Annotated in this window: 18 protein-coding genes; 13 read left to right on the top strand and 5 right to left on the bottom strand. The window is 66.1% G+C overall.

Translation table 11 applies throughout. The features are described 5' to 3' along the window. The first annotated feature begins 2 nt into the window (after positions 1 to 2). Complete coding sequence (locus ACSQ22_RS05800) at positions 3 to 1,109, top strand: DNA glycosylase AlkZ-like family protein (RefSeq protein ID WP_436129726.1); 1,107 nt, start codon at positions 3 to 5, stop codon at positions 1,107 to 1,109. Positions 1,110 to 1,441: 332 nt separating this feature from the next. Further along, entirely contained in the window at positions 1,442 to 3,247 is a 1,806-nt protein-coding gene (locus tag ACSQ22_RS05795) for a methyl-accepting chemotaxis protein (protein ID WP_228899452.1), read from the top strand. Positions 3,248 to 3,378: 131 nt separating this feature from the next. Here the strand turns inward: ACSQ22_RS05795 and ACSQ22_RS05790 are convergent, their stop codons facing one another. Next, complete coding sequence (locus ACSQ22_RS05790; RefSeq protein WP_121505846.1) at positions 3,379 to 3,837, bottom strand: RidA family protein; 459 nt, start codon at positions 3,835 to 3,837, stop codon at positions 3,379 to 3,381. Positions 3,838 to 4,102: 265 nt separating this feature from the next. Here ACSQ22_RS05790 and ACSQ22_RS05785 point away from each other — a divergent pair, with 265 nt between their 5' ends. From ACSQ22_RS05785 to ACSQ22_RS05770, 4 genes are all read left to right on the top strand, one after another. Next, a complete protein-coding gene (locus tag ACSQ22_RS05785; RefSeq protein WP_436129932.1) occupies positions 4,103 to 6,583 on the top strand; it encodes a DNA internalization-related competence protein ComEC/Rec2 in 2,481 nt (826 codons plus the stop codon). A 67-nt stretch (positions 6,584 to 6,650) separates the two neighbouring features. Next, positions 6,651 to 8,186, top strand: coding sequence for a circularly permuted type 2 ATP-grasp protein (locus ACSQ22_RS05780; protein ID WP_055400921.1), 1,536 nt, complete (start codon positions 6,651 to 6,653; stop codon positions 8,184 to 8,186). 2 nt (positions 8,187 to 8,188) lie between these two features. Next, positions 8,189 to 8,344 carry an alpha-E domain-containing protein gene (locus ACSQ22_RS05775; RefSeq protein ID WP_228899455.1) on the top strand — a complete coding sequence of 52 codons (156 nt, stop codon included), beginning with the start codon at positions 8,189 to 8,191 and terminating at the stop codon, positions 8,342 to 8,344. Further along, positions 8,338 to 9,297 carry an alpha-E domain-containing protein gene (locus ACSQ22_RS05770; RefSeq protein WP_055400923.1) on the top strand — a complete coding sequence of 320 codons (960 nt, stop codon included), beginning with the start codon at positions 8,338 to 8,340 and terminating at the stop codon, positions 9,295 to 9,297. The genes ACSQ22_RS05775 and ACSQ22_RS05770 overlap by 7 nt, the downstream gene beginning before the upstream one ends. Here ACSQ22_RS05770 and ACSQ22_RS05765 read toward each other — a convergent pair. The 3 genes from ACSQ22_RS05765 to ACSQ22_RS05755 are packed head-to-tail and all read right to left on the bottom strand — an operon-like array spanning position 9,263 to position 11,054. After that, positions 9,263 to 9,754 (bottom strand): hypothetical protein, encoded by a 492-nt coding sequence (locus ACSQ22_RS05765; RefSeq protein WP_436129725.1) that lies wholly within the window; start codon positions 9,752 to 9,754, stop codon positions 9,263 to 9,265. The two genes, ACSQ22_RS05770 and ACSQ22_RS05765, sit on opposite strands and share 35 nt — an antisense overlap. A gap of 6 nt (positions 9,755 to 9,760) precedes the next feature. Next, positions 9,761 to 10,093: a VF530 family DNA-binding protein gene (locus tag ACSQ22_RS05760; RefSeq protein WP_436129724.1), complete on the bottom strand. Its 333-nt coding sequence runs from the start codon at positions 10,091 to 10,093 to the stop codon at positions 9,761 to 9,763. 43 nt (positions 10,094 to 10,136) lie between these two features. Further along, the gene (locus ACSQ22_RS05755) at positions 10,137 to 11,054 is read right to left on the bottom strand and encodes a LysR family transcriptional regulator (protein WP_055400927.1); all 918 of its coding nucleotides are present in this window, start codon (positions 11,052 to 11,054) and stop codon (positions 10,137 to 10,139) included. A gap of 176 nt (positions 11,055 to 11,230) precedes the next feature. On the opposite strand from ACSQ22_RS05755, the gene ACSQ22_RS05750 reads away from it, so the two are divergent. The 4 genes from ACSQ22_RS05750 (at position 11,231) to ACSQ22_RS05735 (ending at position 18,725) form a co-directional block, all read left to right on the top strand. After that, a complete protein-coding gene (locus ACSQ22_RS05750) occupies positions 11,231 to 12,109 on the top strand; it encodes an alpha/beta hydrolase (protein ID WP_176886528.1) in 879 nt (292 codons plus the stop codon). Positions 12,110 to 12,609: 500 nt separating this feature from the next. Further along, positions 12,610 to 13,863 (top strand): efflux RND transporter periplasmic adaptor subunit, encoded by a 1,254-nt coding sequence (locus ACSQ22_RS05745; RefSeq protein WP_436129723.1) that lies wholly within the window; start codon positions 12,610 to 12,612, stop codon positions 13,861 to 13,863. 28 nt (positions 13,864 to 13,891) lie between these two features. After that, positions 13,892 to 17,125, top strand: coding sequence for an efflux RND transporter permease subunit (locus ACSQ22_RS05740; RefSeq protein WP_436129722.1), 3,234 nt, complete (start codon positions 13,892 to 13,894; stop codon positions 17,123 to 17,125). Between the two features lie 100 nt (positions 17,126 to 17,225). After that, complete coding sequence (locus tag ACSQ22_RS05735; RefSeq protein WP_436129721.1) at positions 17,226 to 18,725, top strand: efflux transporter outer membrane subunit; 1,500 nt, start codon at positions 17,226 to 17,228, stop codon at positions 18,723 to 18,725. Positions 18,726 to 19,729: 1,004 nt separating this feature from the next. On the opposite strand, the gene ACSQ22_RS05730 is transcribed toward ACSQ22_RS05735, so the two are convergent. Continuing rightward, on the bottom strand, positions 19,730 to 20,902 hold the full coding sequence (locus ACSQ22_RS05730) for a pyridoxal phosphate-dependent aminotransferase (RefSeq protein WP_436129720.1): 1,173 nt from the start codon (positions 20,900 to 20,902) through the stop codon (positions 19,730 to 19,732). A gap of 78 nt (positions 20,903 to 20,980) precedes the next feature. On the opposite strand from ACSQ22_RS05730, the gene ACSQ22_RS05725 reads away from it, so the two are divergent. The 3 genes from ACSQ22_RS05725 to ACSQ22_RS05715 all read left to right on the top strand — a co-directional run bounded on the left by ACSQ22_RS05725 (position 20,981) and on the right by ACSQ22_RS05715 (position 23,878). After that, entirely contained in the window at positions 20,981 to 22,417 is a 1,437-nt protein-coding gene (locus tag ACSQ22_RS05725; RefSeq protein ID WP_436129719.1) for an NAD-dependent succinate-semialdehyde dehydrogenase, read from the top strand. Between the two features lie 232 nt (positions 22,418 to 22,649). Then, positions 22,650 to 23,198 carry a MarR family winged helix-turn-helix transcriptional regulator gene (locus ACSQ22_RS05720; protein ID WP_121505855.1) on the top strand — a complete coding sequence of 183 codons (549 nt, stop codon included), beginning with the start codon at positions 22,650 to 22,652 and terminating at the stop codon, positions 23,196 to 23,198. Further along, positions 23,195 to 23,878: a GNAT family N-acetyltransferase gene (locus tag ACSQ22_RS05715; RefSeq protein ID WP_436129718.1), complete on the top strand. Its 684-nt coding sequence runs from the start codon at positions 23,195 to 23,197 to the stop codon at positions 23,876 to 23,878. The genes ACSQ22_RS05720 and ACSQ22_RS05715 overlap by 4 nt, the downstream gene beginning before the upstream one ends. The last annotated feature ends 141 nt before the right edge of the window (positions 23,879 to 24,019 follow it).

Below are 24,019 nucleotides of genomic sequence, written 5' to 3'. Positions count from 1 at the left end.
CTGTGGCGTCGCGCTCACCCACGCTGGATGAGCTGCGCCGCTACGCGATTGCGCGCAGCCTGTTCAAACCGCTGACGCTGCCCGGCGCAATCCGCAAGCTGGGGTTTGTGCAGGCTGACCCGATGCGAGCACCCGCGCGGGCGCAGGACCTGATTTTGCGTCTGCGGGTGCGCGACTACCGCGCGGGTGACCTGGAACGCCGCTACGAGCGCTTAGGTATTGAAGAAGACGCCTTCGTTAACTACGGCTTTGTGTCCCGCGAGATGCTGGCGCTGCTGCACCCGCGCACGCCGCGCAGGCCGTGGGACGCCGCCACTACCGAACGTGCGCTTGAGGTGCTGGCGTTTGTGCAGGAGCGGGGCATGGTGCACCCGCGCGAAGTGAGCGAAGCGTTTGCGCACCATGGCCGCGTGGCGGGCTACTGGGGCGGCGAGCTCAATGCCAGCACACGCCTGCTGGATGCGATGCACCACCACGGCTGGTTGCGGGTGTGCCGCCGCGAGTCGGGCACTCGGGTGTATGCACCCGTTGCGCATCCCGAGCAGGACATCAGCCCCGCTGCACGTTTGGCCCGCGCCGAAGCCCTGGTGGATCGCATCGTGGCGCTGTATGCCCCGTTGCCTGCCCCCAGCCTGGGTTACCTGGTCACGCTGCTGCGCTATGGCGCACCGCAGCTGGCTGCCGAGGCGCGCGCGGTGGCCAAGGCCGCACCGTCACGCTACGGCCATGCGGTGGTCGATGGAACCACCTGGTTTTGGCCTGTCGCTGAAAGTCCGGCATCGCGCCGCTACCAGCCGGATAACGGCGTGCGGCTATTGGCACCGTTCGATCCCGTGGTGTGGGACCGACGCCGCTTCGAGATGCTGTGGGGCTGGGCGTACCGGTTCGAGGCGTATGTACCGGCGCCCAAGCGCACCATGGGCCACTATGCGTTGCCGGTGCTGTGGGGCGAACAGATGGTGGGCTGGGCCAACCTGCGCGTGGAGCGTGGTCGGCTGCAGCATGCTCTGGGTTTTGTGGCCGGGCGCCCACCACGCGACGCGGGGTTCCGGCGCGCGCTGGGCGAGGAACTGGCGCGTTTTGAGGCCTTCCTCGGCTCCGCAGCCTGACAGCCCGCTCATGCACCCGGCACCCCGGGCCTGCGAGTTAGCACCTGTCGCCAGTTTTTTTTCAGGGTGTTGCAGCGGGCGACAGGGGCCGCTGGCACCGCGCTTTTGTCGACGATGGGCGTACAGATGGCATGCGAATGGGGCATTTGCCCGAGCGACACGACTTGCTGAAACCCCGTGGCCGAACCCTGGCGGCGCGATGATGCCCGCCCCGGGAGGTGTGGTGGGACCCATGCAGGCAGGGCAGACCCTGATGTGCAGTGCCGGAGTTTGTGCAATCGTGAAAAAGCGTGCAACATCTGTACACAAACACAACGCTTCAGGAGGCAACCATGCCCAAGCATCTTCGGATGGCTCACAAGCTCTGGCTGGCGGTGATTTTGATTGTGGTCATGCTGGTGGCGGTGGTGGGCTTTGCGGCCTACCGGTCTGCCAAGGTACAGGCCCATGCTGATGCGGTGAGCAAAGACATGGAGTCGCGCGTGCAGGCGGCATTGCGCTGGTCGGGTCTTACCGAGACCAATGCCGCCAGAACCCAGGCCCTGATCGTCAGCAGCGACCCGGCCGTCGAAGCCGAGTTCAAGGATGTGATCACGGCCACATCGGCGCAGATCAGCGAAGTGCAAAAGTCGCTGGAATCCATGGCCCTGTCAGAGGCCGACAAGCAGCAGATGGCCAAGATCGCCGCTGCGCGCAAGACCATGATCGACCTGCGCGGCGAGGCCCGCAAACTCAAGAGCGATGGGCAGCAAGAACAGGCTGTGACGTTGATCACCCAGAAGTACAACCCTTCGGTGGCGGCCTACACCACCACGCTGCGTGAGTTCGTTCAGCAGCAGCAGCAAGGCGCCGAGGCCGTTCAGAAGCAGATGGCGGCAGAGCGCATGCTGACGGTCAAGATTGCTGCCGTGGCCGTAGGCCTGCTGCTGCTGGCCATCATTGTGGGTGCCTACTACCTGATCGGCAGCATCCAGCGGCCCTTGGAGCAGGCCAACGGGCTGGCCGAACGCATTGCGGGGGGCGACCTGAGCATGCAGGAATCCGTGACCCGGGGCGACGAGTTTGGCGACCTGCTGCGTTCGCTTTATGCCATGAGCAGCGCCTTAGGCCGCATGGTGCACCAGGTGCGCCAGAGCACCGACAGCATCGCCATCGCCAGCGCCGAGATCGCTACGGGCAACCACGACCTGTCGGCCCGCACCGAGCAGACCTCCAGCAACCTGCAGGAGACGGCGGCCGCCATGGAGCAGTTCACCAGCACCATCCAGCAAAGCGCAGGCAGTGCGCAGCAGGCCAGCAGCCTGGCGGCGGGCGCCACGGGCGTGGCGCGCCGGGGCGGCGAGGTGGTGAACCAGGTGGTGGCCACGATGGAGGACATCAACCACAGCAGCAAGAAGATCGCGGACATCATTGGCGTGATTGATGGCATAGCCTTTCAGACCAACATCCTCGCGCTGAACGCCGCTGTGGAAGCAGCCCGCGCGGGTGAGCAGGGCCGGGGTTTTGCGGTGGTGGCCAGCGAGGTGCGCAGCCTTGCCCAGCGCAGCGCCGAGGCCGCCAAGGAGATCAAGTTGCTCATCAGTGCGTCGGTCGAGAAGGTGGAGACGGGCTCGCGCCTGGTGTCGGACGCGGGCACCACCATGACCGACATCGTGCAGTCGGTGCAGCGCGTGACCGACATGATTGGCGAGATCACCGCAGCATCGTCCGAACAGAGTGCGGGGGTGTCGCAGGTCAACAAGGCGATCAGCAACCTCGACCAGATGACGCAGCAGAATGCGGCGCTGGTGGAAGAAAGCGCCGCCGCCGCCCAGAGCCTGCGTGAGCAGGCAGACCACCTTGCGCGCGAGGTGTCCATGTTCAAGGTGAATGCCGCCAGCTATGGGCCCGCGCAGGCGGCCATTGGTGCGGCGCGCGCTACGGCTGCCCAGCGGCCACAGGCACCCGCCGCTACCGCTGTCCCCTCGGCACCCGCACGGCCTGCACCGGGTTCTGGTGCGAAGGCACTCCACGGCACGCCCGCTGCGGTGGCCAAGGCTCCGGCTGCAGCGGCCGCTGTTGCCAAGGTATCTGCCGCACCCGCCAGCCGCAAGCCCGCGGTGGCCCAGGGATCGGAAGAGGACTGGGAGTCTTTCTGACGCTCTGACAACTGGCAGCCATGGTGTCATGGCGGCTGGGAGGGGCGTATCCGTCACCGCCCAGCGCAGAAAACAAAAAAACCCATGGCAGTCATGCCATGGGTTTTTTTTGGTGAGGGGGGTGGGGTCTGTCAGGCCAGCTCTGCGATCAGCTCGATTTCCACGCAGGCGCCCAGGGGGATCTGCGCCACGCCAAAAGCACTGCGGGCGTGCACGCCTTTTTCGCCAAAGACCTGGCCCAGCAGTTCGCTGGCACCGTTGGTCACCAGGTGCTGCTCGGTGAAATCACCCGTGGAATTCACCAGGCTCATGACCTTGACGATGCGCTTGACGCGGTTGAGGTCGCCGCCACAGGCAGCCTGCAACGTGCCCATGAGGTCAATCGCTACCGAGCGTGCAGCTTCCTTGCCTTCTTCGGTGCCGATATCGCGGCCAAACTGCGCGGCCCAGGGCTTGCCGTCCTTGCGTGCGATGTGGCCGGACAGGAACACCAGGTTGCCCGTCTGCACATAGGGCACATAGGCTGCAGCGGGCACCGACACGGGGGGCAGGGTGATGTTGAGTTCTTTCAGCTTGTCGTAAACGCTCATGGTCTTTCCTCGGTTTGGCGTGAAGGTGGATGGCGGGGGCTGGCCGGTGCAGGTGCGCCGGCACGGCCTGCTGGTCAGCGCGGTGGCTTCGCGGTCCGGCGGCACCCGGATGGCCGCGAGTGTTACACAGCCTGGTGTGCAGAATCCAGCGGCCAGCCCCCAGGCATCGCATTAGCATCAGCCCATGCCCGCCATAAGCGCCCCTAATGCCATTTCATCCGCCCCTGTGGGCCTGGATGGCGCCGTGGCCAGCGAAAGCTCCGCGATGGTCGCCGCCGTTCCCTGGCGCTTGCCTGCGTGGCTGCTGGGGGCCGTATTGGGGGCCGCGCTGCAGCTACAGCAGCCGGTGTTGTGGCCCGGGGTGGTCTACGGGGCGGTTCTGGTGGCGGCGTGTGTGGTGGGCGGGTGCGCGCGGGCAGCGTCCAGACGCAGCAGATGGGGCGCTCATGCTGCCACCGCGCTGGCCGTGGGCGCCGGAGTGCTGGTGATTTTCGCCCTGTGTGGGCTGCGCGCTGTGGACTATGCGGCCCAGGGCCTCGCGCCCGCGCTGGAGGGCCAGGACATCCGGGTGACCGGCGTGGTGGCGGCCATGCCCCAAACCAACGAGGCTGGCACCCGCATCCGCGTGGACGTGGAGGCCGCGCGCCTGAACGGTGCCCCGGTGACGCTGCCGCCGCGCATCGATGTGGCCTGGTACGGCGGCCCGTTCCGCGATGCGGCCGGAACCTTGGACCTGCAGCGTCCACCGCCCGCCCTGAAAGCCGGCGACCGCTGGGCGTTGACGGTGCGTCTGAAGGCGCCGCACGGGCTGCGCAACCCCCATGGTTTTGACTACGAGTTGTGGATGTGGGAGCAGGGCGTGCAGGCCACAGGCTACGTGCGTGCAGGGCCCAAGGACGAGCCGCCGGAGTTTGTGGCTGCAACCTGGCGGCATCCGGTGGAGCGGGCGCGGCAGTCGGTGCGCGATGCGATCCTGGAGCGCCTGGCGGGCGACCAGGATGGCAGTGACCCGGCCCGCACGCGCGTTGCGGGCGTGGTGGCGGCTTTAGTGACGGGTGACCAGCGCGCCATTGACCGTGCCGATTGGGATGTGTTTCGCGCCACGGGCGTGGCTCACCTCATGAGCATCTCCGGGCTTCACATCACCTTGTTTGTCTGGCTGGCCGCGCTGGTGGTGGGTGCCCTGTGGCGGCGTTCCACCCGGCTGTGCCTGGCGGTGCCCGCGCCCTCTGCAGCACTGGCCGCCGGGGTGGTGCTGGCGGCAGCCTACGCGCTGTTCAGCGGCTGGGGCGTGCCTGCACAGCGCACGGTGATCATGCTGGCGGCCATTGCCGTGCTGCAGCTCAGCGGCCGCCGCTGGCCCTGGCCGCAGGTGTGGCTGTGGGCCTGTGCAGCTGTGGTGGTGGCAGACCCGTGGGCGCTGGCGCAGGCAGGCTTCTGGCTGAGCTTTGTGGCGGTGGGTATTCTGTTTGCTACTAATTCAATAGCTGGTAGCGCTTATCCAACCAGCGCTAGGCACCATTTTTATGCATTGATTCGGGAGCAGTGGGTGGTGACGCTGGCGCTCACGCCCCTGACCCTGCTGCTGTTTGGCCAGGTGTCGGTGGTGGGTTTTGCCGCCAACCTGGTGGCGATTCCCTGGGTCACCCTGGTGGTCACCCCGCTGGCGTTGGGCGGCGTGCTGTGGGCGCCCTTGTGGAGCCTGGCCGCCCTCAGTTTGCAGCCGCTGGCAGCTCTGCTGCAATGGCTGGCGTTGTGGCCCTGGGCCGTGGTCTTCCTGCCTGCCGCGCCGTTGTGGGCGGGCATGCTGGCCGTGGCCGGAGGCGCGCTGCTGGCCACGCGCCTGCCCTGGCGGCTGCGGCTGCTGGCATTTCCCCTCCTGTGGCCCGCGCTGTGGTGGCAGCCGGTGCGCCCGGCGGCAGGGCAGTTTGAACTGCTGGCCGCAGACATCGGCCAGGGCAATGCGGTGCTGGTGCGCACCGCCACCCACACGCTGCTGTACGACGCAGGGCCGCGTTTCAGCCGCGAGAGCGACGCGGGCCACCGCGTGCTGGTGCCGCTGCTGCGGGCACTGGGGGAGCGCGTGGACACCCTCATGCTCAGCCACCGCGATGCAGACCACACCGGCGGTGCGGCCGCGGTGCTGGCGCAGCAGCCGCATGCGGAGCTGGTGGGCTCGATCGAGGCAGAGAACACCTTGCAGGCCTTGCGCCCAGTCCAGCCCTGCCTGGCGGGCCAGCGCTGGGAATGGGATGGTGTGGCTTTCGAAGTGCTGCACCCGCAGCCGGACGACGCGGCGGTGCGCAGCGTGCGCCCCAATGCGCTGAGCTGTGTGTTGCGCATCACCTCCGCCGGGTCGCAGGGCGTGTCGGCCTTGCTGGTGGGCGACATCGAAGCCCCGCAGGAACAGGCCCTGCTGGCGCGCGGTGCGGCGCTCCAGGCCGACCTGCTGCTGGTGCCCCACCACGGCAGCAAGACATCATCGTCCCCGGCGTTTCTGGATGCCGTCCAGCCGCGCACTGCTTTGGTGCAAGCCGGGTACCGCAACCGCTTTGGCCATCCAGCCCCGCAGGTGTTGCAGCGCTATCGCCTTCGCGACATCGAGGTGGTGGAGTCTTCGCGCTGTGGCGCCGCGACCTGGGCCTCTGCCAAACCCGCAGCAATAGGGTGTGAACGCGATGCGGGCCGACGTTACTGGCAGCACCAGATGGTGCCCCGGGCGGACTCAGCAGGCGCGATGCCGTAGTGCCACCAGGGGCCGTTTGCAGAGTGTGGGCGCGCAACTTGCTATCCTGTCTTCAGGAGGCCAGTTCATGCAGAAATTTGACGAGATGTACGCCATGCTGCCTTTTGATGGCAGCGATGTGCGGGAACACTACAAGCGCTACGCGCAGTGGTTGAGCAAACAGCCCCCTGATGTGATGCAGGCCCGCAGGGCCGAAGCCGAGATGATCTTCCGGCGCGTGGGCATTACCTTCGCCGTTTACGGCGCAAAGGACGAGGGCGGCGCGGGCAATGAGCGGTTGATTCCGTTTGACCTGATTCCGCGCATCATTCCGGCCCATGAGTGGAGCAGCATGCAGCAGGGGCTGGTGCAGCGGGTCACGGCGCTCAATCGCTTCATCCACGACGTGTACCACGGGCAGGACATCATCCGCGCCGGCATCGTGCCTGCCGACCTCATCCTCAACAACGCGCAGTACCGGCCCGAGATGGCCGGGTTGCATGTGCCGCAGAACATCTACGCGCACATTGCCGGCATCGACATCGTGCGCGCCCCCAACGCGCAGGGCGAGGGCGAGTACTACGTGCTGGAAGACAACCTGCGCGTGCCCAGCGGCGTGAGCTACATGCTGGAAAACCGCAAGATGATGATGCGGCTGTTCCCCGAGCTGTTCAGCCTGCACAAGGTGGCGCCGGTGGCCCACTACCCCGACATGCTGCTCGAAACCCTGCGCGCCAGCGCGCCCGCAGCGGCCGACGAGCCCACGGTGGTGGTGCTCACGCCCGGCATGCACAACAGCGCGTACTTCGAACATGCCTTCCTCGCGCAGCAGATGGGCGTGGAGCTGGTCGAAGGGCAGGACCTCGTCGTCAAGGACAAGTTCGTCTACATGCGCACCACGCGCGGCCTGCAGCGGGTGGACGTGATCTACCGCCGGGTGGACGACGACTTCCTCGATCCGCAGGTCTTCCGCCGCAATTCCACGCTGGGCTGCCATGGCCTCATGGAGGCCTACCGCGCAGGCAACGTGGGCATCTGCAACGCCGTGGGAACGGGCGTGGCCGACGACAAGTCGGTGTACCCCTACGTGCCCGAGATGATCCGCTTCTACCTGGGGCAGGAGCCCATCCTCAAGAACGTGCCCACGTGGATGTGCCGCAAGCAGGAGGATCTGCAGCATGTGCTGGCCAACCTGAAGGACCTGGTCGTGAAGGAAGTGCACGGCGCCGGTGGCTACGGCATGCTGATCGGCCCGGCCGCCACGCAGGCCGAGATCGAGGACTTCCGCCGTGCGCTGCTGGCCAATCCGGCGGGCTACATCGCCCAGCCCACGCTCAGCCTGTCGAGCTGCCCGACCTATGTGGAAAGCGGCATCGCCCCGCGCCACATCGACCTGCGCCCCTTCGTGCTCAGCGGCCGCGAGGTGCAGATGGCCGCAGGGGGCCTCACGCGCGTGGCACTGCAAGAGGGCTCGCTGGTGGTGAATTCCTCGCAGGGCGGCGGCACCAAGGACACCTGGGTGCTGGGCGAGGGTGCGCCTGCCGCGCAACCCAAGGCCGTGCAATCCCAGTCGCAATCGCAGTCCCAGGGCCAGTCGCAAAGCCAATCGCAAGGGAGCCTCTGAACATGCTGAGCCGCACCGCCGACCATCTGTTCTGGATGTCCCGCTACACCGAGCGGGCTGAAAAGCCCCATGCCATGGGGCTTTCGACACAACACCGCGTGCGTGCGCAGCACGTGCGGGGTTCTCAGCCCTGCTCGATCAAGGAGGCCGCATGCTGAGCCGCACCGCCGACCATCTGTTCTGGATGTCCCGCTACACCGAGCGGGCTGAGAACACCGCAAGAATGCTCAATGTGAGCTACGAGACTTCCCTGCTGCCCCAGGCTGCCGATGTGGCGCAGAAAGGCTGGGAGGGCCTGCTGTCCATCAGCGAGCTGATTCCTGCCTACACCGCCAAGCATGGCGAAGTGACGCCTGCCAACGTGCTGGAGTTCATGGTGCACGATGGCAACAACCCGTCGTCCATCCTGTCGTGCCTGCGTGCCGCGCGCGAAAACGCGCGGGCCGTGCGCGGTGCGTTGACCACCGAGGTGTGGGAGACGCAGAACCAGACCTGGCTGGAGCTGCACCGCCAGCTGGAGGGGGGCGCCTTTGAGCGCGACCCGGGTCAGTTCTTTGAATGGGTGAAGTACCGCTCGCACCTCTCACGCGGCGTGGTGCTCGGCACGATGCTGCAGGACGAGGCGTTTCACTTTTTGCGCATGGGCACCTTCCTGGAGCGCGCGGACAACACTGCGCGCCTGCTGGATGTGAAGTTCCACGCCGTGAAGAATGACTTTTTTGGCCGCCCCAGCGACCGCAACCAAGAAAGCGACTTCTACCACTGGAGCGCCATCTTGCGCAGCGTGTCGGCGTTCGAGGTGTACCGCAAGGTCTACCGCGATGTGATCACGCCGGGGCGCGTGGCCGACCTGCTGATCCTGAGCCGCGATATGCCCCGATCGCTGCACGCCTGCCTGCGCGAGGTGGTGGACAACCTGGCCGTGCTGGCCAACGGGCAGTCCGCCGAAACCAGCCGCAGGGCAGGGCGCTTGCTGGCCGACCTGCAGTACGGTCGCATCGACGAGATCCTGGCCACGGGCCTGCACGCGTTCCTCACGCAGTTCTTGGACCGGGTCAACGACCTGGGTGGCGGCATCAGCCGCGATTTTCTGGTGACGTCCGGCGATTGAAAACCAGCATGGCCGCGCCATGCCAGGCCAGCCCCGCTGCGTAGGGAATGAGCGGTGCCCAGGGAGAGCCCAGCCAGGCTCTTGCCTGCGCGCCACGCAGCCAGTCGGGCATCACTGCGCCCCAAGGGGCGTGCAGGCTCGTCTGCAGAAACCCATAGGTCGTCAGCCCCAGACCTACAGTCGCACCCAGAGCGATGCCGTAGGCCACCGGCAGCTTGCGGCGACCCGCCATGGCCATGAAGGCTGCACTGAAGAAAACCCCCAAGAACATGGTGGCCAGCCACGCCACGGGCCACCATCCTGCATCACCCCTTCCGGACTGAGCCGCCAGCAAAGCATTGAACCCACCGATGACGCCCAGCGTCAGCAGGGGGACCAGAAAATTGCGATACCGTGCGCTCAGCCGTGCCGAATACGCATTCGGGGTTGGCGATGCTTGGGGCGTGGTAGCGCGCATTGCCAGTCATTCTTGCGCGTTGCGCCGCTGGTCGCGCAGCATGAAGAGGTAAAGGCTCTCGACCTTCTCACGTGCCCAGGGGGTTTTGCGCAAAAACTTGAGGCTGGAGCCCACGCTGGGGTCGATCTGAAAGCAGCGGATGGGGATCTGTCGGCCCAGCTCGTCCCAGCCAAAATAGTCTGCCAGGCCCACTACAATGGCTTCCAGCGTTACGCCGTGCAGGGGGTTGCGGGGCTGTTTGGCAGAAGCTGCTGGAGGTGCGGGCTCAGCAGCTTGCGCGGTGTGGCTGCCCTCGGTGGTGCGCGCGTCAGGGGTGGGGGTGGACTCGGTAGCGTTCATGGGCCCAAGCATAAAGGCCCCTGCCTGCCTTTGTGGAATGCCTTCACTGCGTGCGTTGCAGGTGGGTCTCGCGCTGAAACAGCTCGGCCGCCCAGTCCACAAACGCACGCACCTTGGCGCTCAGGTGGCGGTTGGGTGGATACACCACGTACACAGGCAGTGGCGGCTGGGTCCACTCAGGCATCAGCCGCACCAGGGCGCCATTTTGCAGGTGTTGTTGCGCCTGGTAGCTGGTGATCTGCCCGATACCCAGCCCCGCCAGCACGGACGTCACATAGGCATTGGCTTCATTCACGCTCAACTGGTAGGGACCCGTGATGTCGATGGATTCGGAGCCCTTGACGAACTCCAGCGGGTAGTGCCGGCCGCTTTGCGGAGAAAAATAGATCACGCTGGCGTGTTTTTCCTCGATCTCCAGCGGATGGGTGGGCGTGCCCTTGCGCGCCAGATAGTCGGGCGACGCCACGGTGATGAACTCCAGATTGCCCACCCGCCGTGCCACCAGAGATTGGTCGCTCAGTTCGCCACCGCGAATCACGCAGTCCACGTTGTCTCCGATCAGGTCCACGATGCGGTCGCTCACCCCCAGGTCCACCTGGATGTCCGGGTACCGTGCATGAAACTCTGCCAGGTTCGGAATGATGAGCAGCTGTGCCACCGACGTGCCGACATCGATGCGCAGGCGACCGCGCGGATTGGCGCGTGCATTGGTCATGCTGGCCTCAATGTCATCCAGGTCGGTCAGCAGCCGGACGGTGCGGTCGTAGTAGGCGGCGCCGTCGGGCGTCACTGTCACGCGCCGCGTGGTGCGGTTGAGCAGCTTTACGCGCAGGCGCTCCTCCAGCGCCTGCACATGCTTGGTCACGGTGGCTTTGGGCAGCGATAGCGAATCCGCTGCCCGGGTAAACGTGCCGGCCTCCACCACCCGCACGAATATGCGCATGGCCTGTATTTGGTCCATGGCTTCTCCTTGAATCTGGAACGTCAGCACCCACCAGTGGGTGCTGCGGAATTCTCACACGGGCACTGCCATTTGATTGTTGAGCTTTTGGAAACAGTGCGGTGGTGTTTGACCTGTTTATCTGAAAGGCGCGAGCCACTACATTTCATCCATCGTCAATCCAATGGGTACATGCCATGCAGCCCGACCAGCCGTCCTCGCTATCTTCCACATTGCCACCCGTTGCCAAACCCACCGAAGGGGGCAAGGCCGCCTCCGTGTGCTCCGACTCCACTATTGAAGTGACCAAGGGGCAGGATGTGGCCGTGCGCATGTATGGGCGCAAGAAGACGGGCCAGGCGTCGCCGGTGGTGGTGCATTTTCATGGAGGCGCATTTACCTCGGGGGGGCTGGACAACGGCTGCACCGTGGCCTCGCTGCTGGAAGGTGTGGGGGCCGTTGTGGTGTCGGTGGCGTACCCGCTCACCCCGTTCCCGCAGCCGGTGGACACGGGCTACGACGTGCTCAAGTGGGTGCACCGCAACCGCACCAAGCTCGGCGGGCAAGGTGCACTGGTCTACCTGGCGGGTGAAGAAGCGGGCGGCAATCTGGCAGCGGCTGTGGGGCTGATGGCGCGCGACCAGTCGCACCCGCCGCTGGCCGGGCAGATCCTGCTCTCGCCCATGCTGGACCCGTGTGTGGGCACAGCCTCGCTGCGCGAAGCCACGGGCAATGCCACTGGCTGCAAATGGGCCGAAGGCTGGCGCAATTTTCTGCGTTGCCCGCGCGATGCCGAGCACCCCTATGCGGTGCCTGCCGCAGCACACCGTCTGGCCGGCTTGCCGCCTACGCTGGTGCTGGTGGGCGACACCGACCCCATGCACGATGAGGCACTGGCCTATGCCGCCCGGCTGGAGGCGGCGGGCCTGCAGGTGACCCGCCATGTTTTCTCGAAAACGGCGCAGTGGCCCGATGCCTTGCTGCAAACCGGCCCCCACGAATGCCCTTGCGCAACCGGTGCGCAGGAACAGTTCCGCCTGTTCTTTGAAGCCACCCGATGTCCGGTGCCTTCCTGAGACCCTGAACCCGGCAAGGCTGTCTCCAGAAAGTCATTGACCTCAACTTTGGTTGAGGTTTGATACTGCGGCCTTACCGCCAACCACCTGGTTATCAACGCTGATTTTTCCGGCCCACACGTGCCGGAGGGAGAAGCTTTGCCCACGTATTTCTGCACGCCGGGCCCATCAGGGCGCAGACGGCGGGCAGGTGCCATTGATGTCAACGATACATACGGAGGAAATCACACCATGAACAACCCGTTGGGCGACTTGCCTGTCTGCAGCCACGGCTGTCACAACACACAGTGTTGCCGCGTCTTCTGACGTCGGTTCTCAGTGTCCCGGCGGTGTGCTGCCGGGGCCTTGACTTTGCCACGGTGTCATTGCCGAGACTGCCCATCTGCCCACGGTTGTGACACCTTTTTTGACTCTTGTCGGCACAACGCCACCTACCGGGGCGCGGCAGAAAACCTCCACCGGCTCGCTCCACAAGGGCGGCCTTAACGATTGAAACGACCATGAACTCCAATCCTCTCTCCAAGAGCCGCCCGCTGGGCCTGGCCACCCTTGCCACTGCTGTGACGGCCACCGTGGCCGCCATCATCCTTGTGTTCCAGGCGCCCGCCGCCCAGGCCGATGGCACCCCTGCTGCGCCCCCGGCCATGCCGGTGTCGGTGGCGGCCGTGCTCCAAAGAGACATCGCCCTGTGGGACGAGTTCTCCGGCCGCCTCGAAGCCGTGCAGCGCGTGGACGTGCGCCCGCGCGTCTCGGGCGCCGTGCAGGCCGTGCACTTCCGCGAAGGCTCGCTGGTCAAGCAGGGCGAGCTGCTCGTGACGGTGGACCCCGCCCCTTACGCCGCCGAAGTGGACCGCGCCGAAGCCCAGGTGGTGGCTGCACAGGCACGCGTGTCGTACACCCGCAGCGAACTGGAGCGCGCCACGCGCCTGCTCGAAGAAAAAGCCATCGCCCAGCGCGAGCACGATGAGCGCCTGAACGCCCAGCGCGAAGCTGATGCCAACCTGCGCGCCGCCCAGGCCGCGCTGCAGACCGCGAAGCTGAACCTTTCGTACACACAGGTGCGCGCCCCGGTGGCGGGCCGTGTGGGCCGCATCGAAGTCACCGTGGGCAACCTGGTGGCGGCCGGCGCGGGCGCCCCCGTGCTGACCACGCTGGTGTCCGTGAGCCCCATCTACGCGAGCTTCGACACCGATGAGCAGATCGTGGTGAAGGCCCTGGCCGACCTGCAAAGCGGCCAGCGCGGCAATAGCGCCCGCCAGCTCATCGAGCGCATCCCTGTACAGATGGGCACGGGCACCACGGGCGGTACGCCGCACGCCGGTCGCTTGCAGCTCATCGACAACCAGGTCGATGCCAAGAGCGGCACCGTGCGCGTGCGAGCCGTGTTCGACAACGAAGACGGCTCGCTCATCCCCGGTCAGTTTGCCCGCATCCGCATGGGCCAGGCCCGCAACACCCAGGCGCTGCTCATCAACGAGCGCGCCGTGGGCACTGACCAGAACAAGAAGTTCGTGATGGTGGTGGGCGAGGGCAACAAGGCCGAATACCGCGAGGTCACCCTGGGTGCGCCGATTGACGGTCTGCGCGTGGTCACCTCGGGCCTGAAGGCGGGCGAGAACATCGTCGTCAACGGCCTGCAGCGCGTGCGCCCCGGTGCCGTGGTGGCGCCGCAGCCCGTGCCCATGACCGCCAAGGCTGAGATTGCGGGTGATCGCAAGGAAGCCAAGAACGCAGCCAAGTCGCCAGCGGCCTGAGCCAGAGCGACCGGAGGAATTTGCATCCATGAATCTATCCCGCTTTTTCATCGACCGCCCCATCTTTGCTGGGGTGCTGTCGGTGCTCATCTTCCTCGGGGGGCTCATCGCATTGCGCGGTCTTCCCATCTCCGAGTACCCTGAAGTCGCGCCGCCCTCCGTGGTGGTGCGCGCACAGTACCCGGGCGCCAACCCCAAGGTGATCGCCGAGACCGTGGCCACGCCGCTGGAGGAGTCCATCAACGGCGTGGAAGGCATGCTCTACATGGGCAGCCAGGCCACCACCGACGGCGTGATGACGCTGACCGTGACCTTTGCCCTCGGCACCGACCCCGACAAGGCCCAGCAGCTGGTGCAAAACCGCGTCTCGCAGGCCGAACCGCGCCTGCCCGAGGAAGTGCGCCGCCTGGGCGTCACCACTGTGAAGAGCGCGCCGGACCTGACCATGGTGGTTCATCTGGTCTCGCCCAACAACCGCTACGACATCGACTACCTGCGCAACTACGCGGTGCTCAATGTGAAGGACCGCCTCGCCCGCATTGGCGGCGTGGGCCAGGTGCAGATCTTCGGCGGCGGCGACTACTCCATGCGTGTGTGGCTCGACCCGCAGAAGGTCGCGCAGCGCGGCCTGTCGGCCAGCGACGTGGTGACCGCCATCCGCGGCCAGAACGTCCAGGCCGCTGCCGGGGTGGTGGGCGCATCGCCCGGACTGCCCGGCGTGGACCTGCAACTGTCCATCAACGCGCAGGGCCGTCTGCAGACCGAAGAAGAGTTCGGCGACATCATCGTCAAGACCGGTGCCGACGGCGCGGTGACGCGCCTGCGCGACATCGCCCGCCTGGAGCTGGGCGCGGCCGACTACTCGCTGCGCTCGCTGCTCAACAACGACCCTGCCGTGGGCATGGGCGTGTTCCAGGCGCCGGGCTCCAACGCGCTCGACATCTCGGCCAACGTGCGCGCCACCATGGACGAGATCCAGAAGAACATGCCCGAAGGCGTGGAGTACCGCATTGCGTACGACCCCACGCAGTTCGTGCGTGCCTCGATCAAATCCGTGATCCACACGCTGCTCGAAGCCATCGCCCTGGTGGTGCTGGTGGTGATCCTGTTCCTGCAGACCTGGCGCGCGTCCATCATCCCGCTGCTGGCTGTGCCGGTGTCGGTGGTGGGTACGTTTGCGGTGCTGCACCTGCTGGGCTTCTCGATCAACGCCTTGAGCCTGTTCGGCCTGGTGCTGGCCATCGGCATTGTGGTGGACGATGCCATCGTGGTGGTGGAGAACGTGGAGCGCAACATCGAGGCGGGATTGACCCCGCGCGAGGCCACCTACCGCGCCATGCGTGAAGTGTCCGGCCCCATCATCGCGATTGCGCTGGTGCTGGTGGCAGTGTTCGTGCCGCTGGCCTTCATCAGTGGCCTCACAGGCCAGTTCTACAAGCAGTTCGCGGTGACCATCGCGATCTCCACGGTGATCTCGGCGATCAACTCGCTGACCCTGTCGCCCGCCCTGTCAGCACTGCTGCTCAAGGGCCACAACGAGCCCAAGGACGCGCTCACGCGCGGCATGGACAAAGTGTTCGGTGGCCTGTTCCGCGGCTTCAACCGCCTGTTCCACCGTGGCTCCGAGGCGTACAGCGGCGGCGTCAAGCGCGTCATCGGCCGCAAGGCGCTGATGTTTGTGATCTATCTCGCGCTGGTGGGTGCCACCATGGGTCTGTTCAAGATCGTGCCCGGCGGCTTTGTGCCCGCGCAGGACAAGCAGTACCTGATCGGCTTTGCGCAGTTGCCCGACGGCGCCACGCTGGACCGCACCGAGAACGTGATCCGCCGCATGGGCGAGATCATGAAGGAGAACCCCAACGTCGAAGACGCGATTGCCTTCCCGGGCCTGTCGATCAACGGCTTCACCAACAGCTCCAACGCCGGCATCGTGTTCGCCACGCTCAAGCCCTTTGCCGAGCGCACCCGCGCCGACCAGAGCGGCGGCGCCGTGGCAGGCCAGCTGAACCAGGCCTTTGGCAGCATTCAGGACGCGTTCATCGCCATGTTCCCGCCACCCCCGGTGGCGGGCCTGGGCACCACGGGAGGCTTCAAGCTGCAGATCGAAGACCGTGCCTCGCTGGGCTACGAAGCCATGGACGGCGCCGTGAAGGCCTTCATGGCCAAGGCCTACCAGACGCCCGAGCTGACCGGCATCTTCAGTAGCTGGCAGGTCAATGTGCCGCAGCTGTACGCCAACATCGACCGCACCAAGGCACGCCAGCTCGGCGTGCCCGTGACGGACATCTTCGACACGCTGCAGATCTACCTGGGCAGCCTCTATGCCAACGACTTCAACCAGTTCGGCCGCACCTACAGCGTACGCGTGCAGGCCGATGCGGCCTACCGCGCGCGGGCTGAAGATGTGGGCCTGCTCAAGGTGCGTTCCAGCACCGGCGAGATGGTGCCGCTGTCGGCGCTGATGAAGATGGAGCCGAGCTTCGGCCCCGAACGCGCCATGCGCTACAACGGTTACCTGGCTGCTGATGTGAACGGCGGCCCTGCACCCGGTTATTCATCGGGGCAGGCGCAGGCCGCCATCGAGCGCATTGCGGCTGAGACCCTGCCCCAGGGCATCACCTTCGAATGGACCGAGCTGACCTACCAGGAAATCCTGGCCGGCAACTCCGCCGTGCTGGTGTTCCCGCTGGCCATCCTGCTGGTGTTCCTGGTGTTGGCCGCGCAGTACGAAAGCCTCACGCTGCCGATCGCCATCATCCTGATCGTGCCCATGGGCATCCTGGCGGCCATGACCGGGGTGTGGCTGAGCAACGGCGACAACAACGTGTTCACGCAGATCGGGCTCATCGTGCTGGTGGGGCTGTCGGCCAAGAATGCGATCCTGATCGTGGAGTTTGCGCGCGAGCTGGAGTTTGCCGGGCGCACGCCCGTGCAGGCCGCCATCGAGGCCAGCCGCCTGCGGCTGCGCCCCATCCTGATGACCTCGCTGGCCTTCGTGATGGGTGTCCTGCCCCTGGTGCTGTCCACCGGTGCCGGCGCCGAAATGCGCAGCGCCATGGGTGTGGCGGTGTTCTCCGGGATGATCGGGGTGACGGCCTTTGGCCTGTTCCTCACGCCCGTGTTCTACGTGCTGCTGCGCAAGCTGGCCGGCAACCGCCCGCTGGTGGAGCATGGCACGCATGTGGCGCCCATCTCGCACACCCCGGGCAGCGGCGGCATTGCCCACCCGGTGCTGGCAGCGCCGCGCAAGGAGCACGAATGATGCTTCTGACAACGGTGACAACAAAAATCTTTGTGGCCCTCGCCATGTGCTCCGCGCTGCCGAATGCAGCGGGCGTAACGACTGGGGCAGGAGAACAACCATGACCGATTTGCTATTGAAGAAAAACTCCACCGAGGGTGCTGCCTTTGGCGTGCGCAAGCGCAGCCTGCTAGCGCCCCTGGCCGCCGCCCTGGTGCTGGCCGGTTGCATGACCCAGCCCGTGGCCCCCGCGCCGCATGCGGGTGTGCCCGTGCCCACCAGTTTCACCGCAGGAGGCGACGCGCTGCCCACGGCCCCCTGGACGGTGGCCGCCCCCGCCGAGGCACAGCCACGCGGCGAGTGGTGGCTGGGCTTTCAAGACCCGGTGCTGGCCGACCTGGTGCAGCGCGCGGGCCAGGCCAACACCAGCATCCAGCAGGCCGCCGCGCGGCTGGCCGAAGCGCGCACGCTGCTGCGTTCTGCCGACGCCGCGCGCTCGGTGCAAGTGGGCGCCTCGGCGGGCGTTGCACGCCAGGCCGGTGCCAACAGCACGGGCAGCGTGGTGCCATCCACGCTGGGCACGGCGGGGCTCAATGCCTCGTACGAGCTGGACCTGTTCGGCCGCCTCTCGCAAACCAGCGACGCTGCGCGCTTGGACGCCGACACGCGCGAGGCCTTGCTGCAGAGCACGCGCCTTATGGTGCAGGCCGATGTGGCGCAAACCTACCTGCAGCTGCGCGCCGTGCAGGCCGAGCAGGTGCTGGTGCAAGAGAGCCTGGCCGCCTACCAGGACACCCTGCGCTTGACGCAGCGCCGCCTGCAAGCCGGCGATGTTGCCGAGCTGGACGTGGCCCGTGTACAGACCGAGGTGGCGGCCACCGAGTCCGATGCCCTGGCCTTGCAGCGCCAGCAGGCCTTGCTGACCAACGCGCTGGCCGTGCTGGCCGGCGAGGTGGCCAGCGGCTTTGTGCTGCCGCCCGCGACGGGCGATGCCGCGTTGCCGGTGATCCCGCCCGGCGTGCCTGGGACGGTGCTGGCGCGCCGGCCCGATGTGTCTGCCGCGCAGACTGCCGTGCTGGCCGCGCAAGCGCGTGTGGGCGTGGCGCAGAAGGCGTGGTTCCCGGCCGTCACGCTCACCGGCAATGCGGGGCATGCGTCGCCCGAGTTGGGTGACCTGTTCAAGTGGTCGGCCCGTGCCTGGGGCGTGAGTGCGCTGCTGTCGCTGCCGATCTTTGACGGCGGCCAGCGCGATGCACAGATCGAGGGCGCCAAGGCCCGCCTGGAGGCTGCGCTGGCGGACCATCGGGGGCAGGTGCTCAACGCGTTTCGTGACGTTGAGGACCAGTTGACCTCGCTGCGCTTGTTGTCTGGCCAGGCCGAGGCGCAAGGGCGTGCGGTGACTGCGGCGCGGCGGGCCACGCAGTTGTCGGATGTGCGGTATCGCAATGGCTTGGTGAGTCAGCTGGAGTTGCTGGATGCGCGGCGCAGCGAATTGCGCAATCGGCGGCAGGAGTTGCAGGTGCGGACGGCGCAGTATGTGGCGACGGTGGGGTTGATTCGGGCGCTTGGAGGCGGGTGGGGAGATCAGCCTGCTGTGAAGGTGGCGCAGGTGTTGCAGTAGTTTTTTTGCGTGATTTTGGCTGCTGGCGCTTATCTATAAAGCGCTGGCAGCTATTGTTTTTGTAGTTCTTTGTTCTTGGGGACCCGTTCGGTCTGAGCTTGTCGGAGCCTTGGCGTGCTGGTGTGAAAAGCATGCTGGGGTTGAGGGCGGAGGCCGGGTTGTCGCCCCGGCGGGCGAGTCACTTTTCTTTGCTTCGCCAAAGAAAAGTAAGCCAAAGAAAGGCGACCCCCAGTCTGCGACCCCTGCGCTTCGCTACGGGGCAAACCTGCGGCGGGGCGGTTGCGGGGTGCGCCGTGGAACTCGCTTTGCTGCTGCGCAGCGCCGCTCGGACAACCACGGCGAGCCAGAGCACGAAGCATGGGCGCTTCGACGCCCCATGCCACCCCGCAACCGCCCCGCCGCAGGCGCAGCCAGCAGGGGGTGGGCAGCCGAACACCAAACAGCCGAACATCCAAACAGTCCCACGGGCCTTTGCTTCGCTCGGCCCTATCTCGCTGGCGCAAGCGCCTCGCGCTGCGCAGGCTGGGCCGAGCGAAGCAATGGCCCGTGTGGATGTCCGCTCCCCCGGGTTCCCTTCTGGATGCGCCTGGGGCGCGCAGGGCGCGGGGTGGCATGCGCGTCGGAGCGCGCATGCTTCGTGATCTGACTCACCGCAGTTGTTCGAGCGGAGCGCCGCAGGCGCGCAGCGAGTTCTGCGGTGCACCCCGTGACCGAGCACCCCAGGTTGCCCCGTAGCGAAGCGCAGGGGTCGCAGACAGCAGGGTCGCCCTTTCTTTGGTTCCTTTCTTTCGGCGACGCGAAAGAAAGGGACTCGCCCGCCGGGGCGACATCCCGGCCTCCGCCCTCAACCCAAGCACGCCGCTCAAACCGGAGAACGAGCTTCCCCCGGCTTCGACAAGCTCAGCCCGAGCGGCAGGAGCAAGACTAACAACTATAAAAACAATAGCTACTACCGCATATTCCACAGGCGCCAGCAGCCAAAAACGTTCAAAAATCCATTTCCATCACCCTTTCAACCACCCCCTCAACCTCTCCACCCCTTCCCCCAACCGCCCCACATCCCGGCTCGCAAAACACCACCGCAACCACCCCTGTGCCTCGCCCCCGAACGCACTGCCCGGCGCCAACCCCAACCCCGCCTCCCGCACCAGCCGCTTGGCTAGTGGCAAACACTCGTCATACCCGTCGATGTGGAAGAACGCATACATGCCCCCACGCGGCGTGGCCACCGACACCCCCGGCACCTCGGCCAGCAGCGGCACCAGCGTGTCCCGGCAGTTGCGTAGATGGTTCACCAGCGCAGGCGTCACCTCATCCGTGCGCTGCAGCGCCACCGTGGCCCCGCGCTGCACAAACACCGGCGCGCACGAGGTGTTGAACTCGATCAGCTTGCCCACCGCGTGCGTCAGTGACGGCGGCAACACCAGCCACCCAAGGCGCCAGCCGGTCATCAAAAAGCTCTTGGAAAAGCTGTGCGTCACGATCAGCCGGTCCTCGGGCTCAGCCACGTCCAGAAAGCTCGGGGCCGCGCCATTGGCCGTGTCGCCCGCGTAGTACAGCCGCTCGTACACCTCGTCCGCCAAAATCCACGTGCCCGTGCGGCGGCAGTGCGCCAGGATGGTGGCTTGCTCTTCACGCGTCAGCGTCCAGCCCGTGGGGTTGTTGGGGGCGTTGACGACCAGCAGGCGCGTGCCGGGCGTGATGGCGGCCAGCAGCGCGTCCATGTCCAGGCGCCATGCGCCGTGCACGTCGGCCACCAGCGGCACGGTGCGCACCTGCGCCCCCAGAATGCGCGGCTGCGCCACCAGGTTGGGCCACACGGGCGTCACCAGCACCACTTCGTCGCCCGCGTCCACCAGGGCCTGCACGGCCACCATCAGGCCGTTCACGCCGCCGGATGTCACTGCGATGCGGTCAAACCACGCATCGGTATGCTGCTGCGGGTGCAGACCGTGCATGTAGCCCGCAATCGCGTGGCGCAGTTCGGGCAGACCCAGGTTGTGGGCGTAAAAGGTCTCGCCCTTTTGCAGTGAGGCAATGGCGGCCTCGCGGATGAAGTCGGGCGTCACCTCGTCGCTCTCGCCAAACCAGAACTTCAGCACATCGCTGCGCCCCAGGCCCTCGTTGGCCACTTCGCGGATGCGCGACTCTTCGAGGCTTTGGACTACTTCTCGCATGCAATCTCCTTGAAATACACAGCCATCATCGCAGGCGTATAGTCGTTTTTTTGATTTTTTTGGCTGACCCCAACGCTCATGACCTATCCCAACACCCAGCTCTTCATCGCAGGCCAGTGGCAAGACGCCGCCGAAGGCAAGACCCTTGCCGTGTTCAACCCCGCCACGGGCAAGGAAATCGGCCGCGTGGCCCATGCCACCAAGGTCGATCTGGACCGCGCGCTGGACGCCGCACAAAAGGGTTTTGAAGCTTGGCGCGACATGCCTGCCGCCGAGCGCGCCAAGACCATGCGCCGCGCAGCGGCCCTGATGCGCGAGCGCGCCGAGGCCATTGCCGCCATCATGGTGCAAGAGCAGGGCAAGCCCCTGGCGGAGGCCAAGGTCGAGACCATGGCGTCTGCCGACATCATCGAATGGTTTGCCGACGAATCGCTGCGTGTGTATGGCCGCATCGTGCCCTCGCGCAACCTCAAGGCCACGCAGATGGTGCTGAAGGACCCGGTGGGCCCCGTGGCGGCCTTCACGCCCTGGAACTTCCCCATCAACCAGGTGGTGCGCAAGCTGGCCGCCGCGCTGGGTGCAGGCTGCTCGATTCTGGTGAAGGCGCCTGAGGAAACCCCCGCCAGCCCCGCCGAGCTGATCCGCGCGTTTGCCGATGCCGGTGTGCCCGCAGGCACCGTGGGCCTGGTATACGGCGACCCCGCTGAAATCTCCAGCTACCTCATCCCGCACCCCATCATCCGCAAGGTCACCTTCACCGGCTCCACGCCCGTGGGCAAGCAACTGGCCGCGCTGGCCGGCAAGCACATGAAGCGCGTGACGATGGAACTGGGCGGCCACGCCCCGGTCATCGTGGCCGAAGACGCCGACCTCGAACTGGCCATCAAGATCGGCAGCGGGGCCAAGTTCCGCAACGCAGGCCAGGTCTGCATCTCGCCCACCCGCTATCTGGTGCACGAGAGCATCCGTGCCGATTTCGTGGCTGCCTTCGCCAAGTACGCGCAGGGCCTGAAGGTGGGCGATGGTCTCACGGCCGGCACGCAGATGGGCCCGCTGGCCAACCCCCGCCGCATCACAGCGATGGCCGACCTGATGGCCGACGCCGTGCAGCAGGGCGCCACGCTGGTGACGGGTGGCGAGCGCATCGGCACCGAAGGTAACTTCTTCCAGCCCACGGTGCTGAACGACGTGCCCCTGTCGGCCCGCATCGTGAACGAAGAGCCCTTTGGCCCCGTGGCCGCGATTCGCGGGTTCGAGAAGATTGAAGACGCCATTGCCGAAGCCAATCGCCTGCCGTTTGGCCTGGCCGGTTATGCCTTCACTTCGTCGCTGAAGAACGCGCACCTGTTGGCGCAGCGCATGGAAGTGGGCATGTTGTGGATCAACCAGGCCGCCGCGCCCGCAGCCGAGCTGCCGTTTGGCGGGTTGAAAGATTCGGGCTATGGCTCGGAAGGCGGCCCCGAGGCCATCGAGGCGCACCTGAACACGCGCCTGGTCTCGATCATGAACGTGTAAGGACGAAACGTCGGAGAGCTGGCGCGGCTGGACTGTCGCGCGCAGCCCGGCTGCGGGTGTGGCCAAGTCAAAGCCTGCGCGCGATCTTTCAGGAGCCTTCCTGCGAGATCGTCCGCAGGCTTTTGTTTTTGCGCGCTGAACCAGTCTGGCAAGCAGTGCCAGGGCAGCCGCGAAGAAATCGATTGACGTGGCCTGTCAAATACATATCATGATATATATCTAAGGAGAAAACATGATCCAAGATGTCGTCAAGGAACTCGGATTCCTCACACTCGGCACCCGCTTCAAGCGTATTGGCGAGGCGCTGCAGGCGCAAACGCAGGCACTGTTGACCCAGCACGGCATCGACATGCCTGCAGCGCACTTCCCGCTGTTGGCGGCACTGGATTGGCATGGTGCGCTGGGGGTGGGCGAGCTGAGCCAGGCCGTCGGCGTCAGCCAGCCGGTGGTCACGCGCTCCTTGAAAGGGCTGGAAGACAGCGGGCTGGTGCAGTCGGAGGCGGTGGAGGGTGACCGGCGTGTGCGCCGCGTGGCGCTCAGCTCGCAAGGCCAGGCACTTGTGCAGCGGGCGCAACGCGATGTCTGGCCCGTGCTGGAAGCCTCCGTAGCCCAGGTGTGCGCGTCGCTTGAAGGCCCCTTGCTGGACCAGTTGGAGGCGCTGGAGGCGGGGCTTGCGCGCACCTCGCTGCTGCAGCGCTCGGCTGTCACCATCGCCGCAGAGCACGCCACAGGCCGTCGCAAAAAAACTCCCCGTGCCCCAGGAAAGGAAACAGCACGATGACCACCACCAACCCCTTCGACCGGCCCGTCTGGGCATCGCTGACCTCCACTCCCGGCCTGGCAGAAGGTGGCGACCTGGCCAAGCGCTACCGGCGGGACGTCAACCTGTTTGCTTCGGCCCGGGATGACGCCGATGACGCCAGCCTTGCCGCGCTGGCCGGCTTGGTGGCCGAGGGGGAATCGGTCTTCGTGCTGCAAGCGCAGCCCATGCCGGTGCCCCAGGGGCTGCAGGCCCTTCGCCGCGCCGAGGGCGTGCAGATGGTGGCCGGGCGGACTATCGCAGCCGAGCCCGGCGCGGAGGCCGTCGTCGTGCTGGGTGATGCCGATGCTGCCGCCATGCTGGCCCTGGCGCAGTTGACTGAGCCCGGCCCGTTCCTTGCACGCACCCACACCATGGGCCGCTTTGTGGGCATCCGGTCCGAAGGTCTGCTGGTGGCCATGGCGGGTGAACGCATGCGTTTTGAAGGCGGCACCGAAGTGAGCGGCGTGTGTGTCCACCCCGAGTTTCGAGGGCGCGGTTATGCCCGCCGGCTTTCATCCGTGGTGGCCCACGCCATTCAACAGCGGGGGGACCAGCCCTTTTTGCATGCCTGGACCACGAATGAAGCCGCCATTGCCTTGTACGAAAGCCTGGGGTTTGAAATCCGCACGGAGGTGCAGGTGGCTGTCTTGGGAAAATAAGGCAGTAGACCGGCTGAGGACACGCCATCCCAGACCGCCGCATTTTATGCTGACCATCTCAAGGGGCTAAGCGGACTTGGGATAATGAAATTCTGAAGAGTGAAAATAAAATGCATCGAACCATTGATATTTTTTGCGGGA

It is taken from the genome of Acidovorax sp. LjRoot38, assembly GCF_964252975.1.
Lineage (GTDB): Bacteria > Pseudomonadota > Gammaproteobacteria > Burkholderiales > Burkholderiaceae_C > Acidovorax > Acidovorax facilis.
This window is presented reverse-complemented; position numbering and strand designations above follow the sequence as displayed.

What these genes read in the sequence shown, in the direction of transcription:
- ACSQ22_RS05785 (WP_436129932.1), top strand. Translation starts at nt 4,103, where the DNA reads ATGGTCGCCGCCGTTCCCTGGCGCTTGCCTGCGTGGCTGCTGGGGGCC.
- ACSQ22_RS05730 (WP_436129720.1), bottom strand. Translation starts at nt 20,902, where the DNA reads ATGCGAGAAGTAGTCCAAAGCCTCGAAGAGTCGCGCATCCGCGAAGTG.
- ACSQ22_RS05790 (WP_121505846.1), bottom strand. Translation starts at nt 3,837, where the DNA reads ATGAGCGTTTACGACAAGCTGAAAGAACTCAACATCACCCTGCCCCCC.
- ACSQ22_RS05755 (WP_055400927.1), bottom strand. Translation starts at nt 11,054, where the DNA reads ATGGACCAAATACAGGCCATGCGCATATTCGTGCGGGTGGTGGAGGCC.
- ACSQ22_RS05775 (WP_228899455.1), top strand. Translation starts at nt 8,189, where the DNA reads ATGCTGAGCCGCACCGCCGACCATCTGTTCTGGATGTCCCGCTACACC.
- ACSQ22_RS05725 (WP_436129719.1), top strand. Translation starts at nt 20,981, where the DNA reads ATGACCTATCCCAACACCCAGCTCTTCATCGCAGGCCAGTGGCAAGAC.
- ACSQ22_RS05760 (WP_436129724.1), bottom strand. Translation starts at nt 10,093, where the DNA reads ATGAACGCTACCGAGTCCACCCCCACCCCTGACGCGCGCACCACCGAG.
- ACSQ22_RS05735 (WP_436129721.1), top strand. Translation starts at nt 17,226, where the DNA reads ATGACCGATTTGCTATTGAAGAAAAACTCCACCGAGGGTGCTGCCTTT.
- ACSQ22_RS05745 (WP_436129723.1), top strand. Translation starts at nt 12,610, where the DNA reads ATGAACTCCAATCCTCTCTCCAAGAGCCGCCCGCTGGGCCTGGCCACC.
- ACSQ22_RS05765 (WP_436129725.1), bottom strand. Translation starts at nt 9,754, where the DNA reads ATGCGCGCTACCACGCCCCAAGCATCGCCAACCCCGAATGCGTATTCG.
- ACSQ22_RS05750 (WP_176886528.1), top strand. Translation starts at nt 11,231, where the DNA reads ATGCAGCCCGACCAGCCGTCCTCGCTATCTTCCACATTGCCACCCGTT.
- ACSQ22_RS05780 (WP_055400921.1), top strand. Translation starts at nt 6,651, where the DNA reads ATGCAGAAATTTGACGAGATGTACGCCATGCTGCCTTTTGATGGCAGC.
- ACSQ22_RS05740 (WP_436129722.1), top strand. Translation starts at nt 13,892, where the DNA reads ATGAATCTATCCCGCTTTTTCATCGACCGCCCCATCTTTGCTGGGGTG.
- ACSQ22_RS05770 (WP_055400923.1), top strand. Translation starts at nt 8,338, where the DNA reads ATGCTGAGCCGCACCGCCGACCATCTGTTCTGGATGTCCCGCTACACC.
- ACSQ22_RS05715 (WP_436129718.1), top strand. Translation starts at nt 23,195, where the DNA reads ATGACCACCACCAACCCCTTCGACCGGCCCGTCTGGGCATCGCTGACC.
- ACSQ22_RS05720 (WP_121505855.1), top strand. Translation starts at nt 22,650, where the DNA reads ATGATCCAAGATGTCGTCAAGGAACTCGGATTCCTCACACTCGGCACC.
- ACSQ22_RS05795 (WP_228899452.1), top strand. Translation starts at nt 1,442, where the DNA reads ATGCCCAAGCATCTTCGGATGGCTCACAAGCTCTGGCTGGCGGTGATT.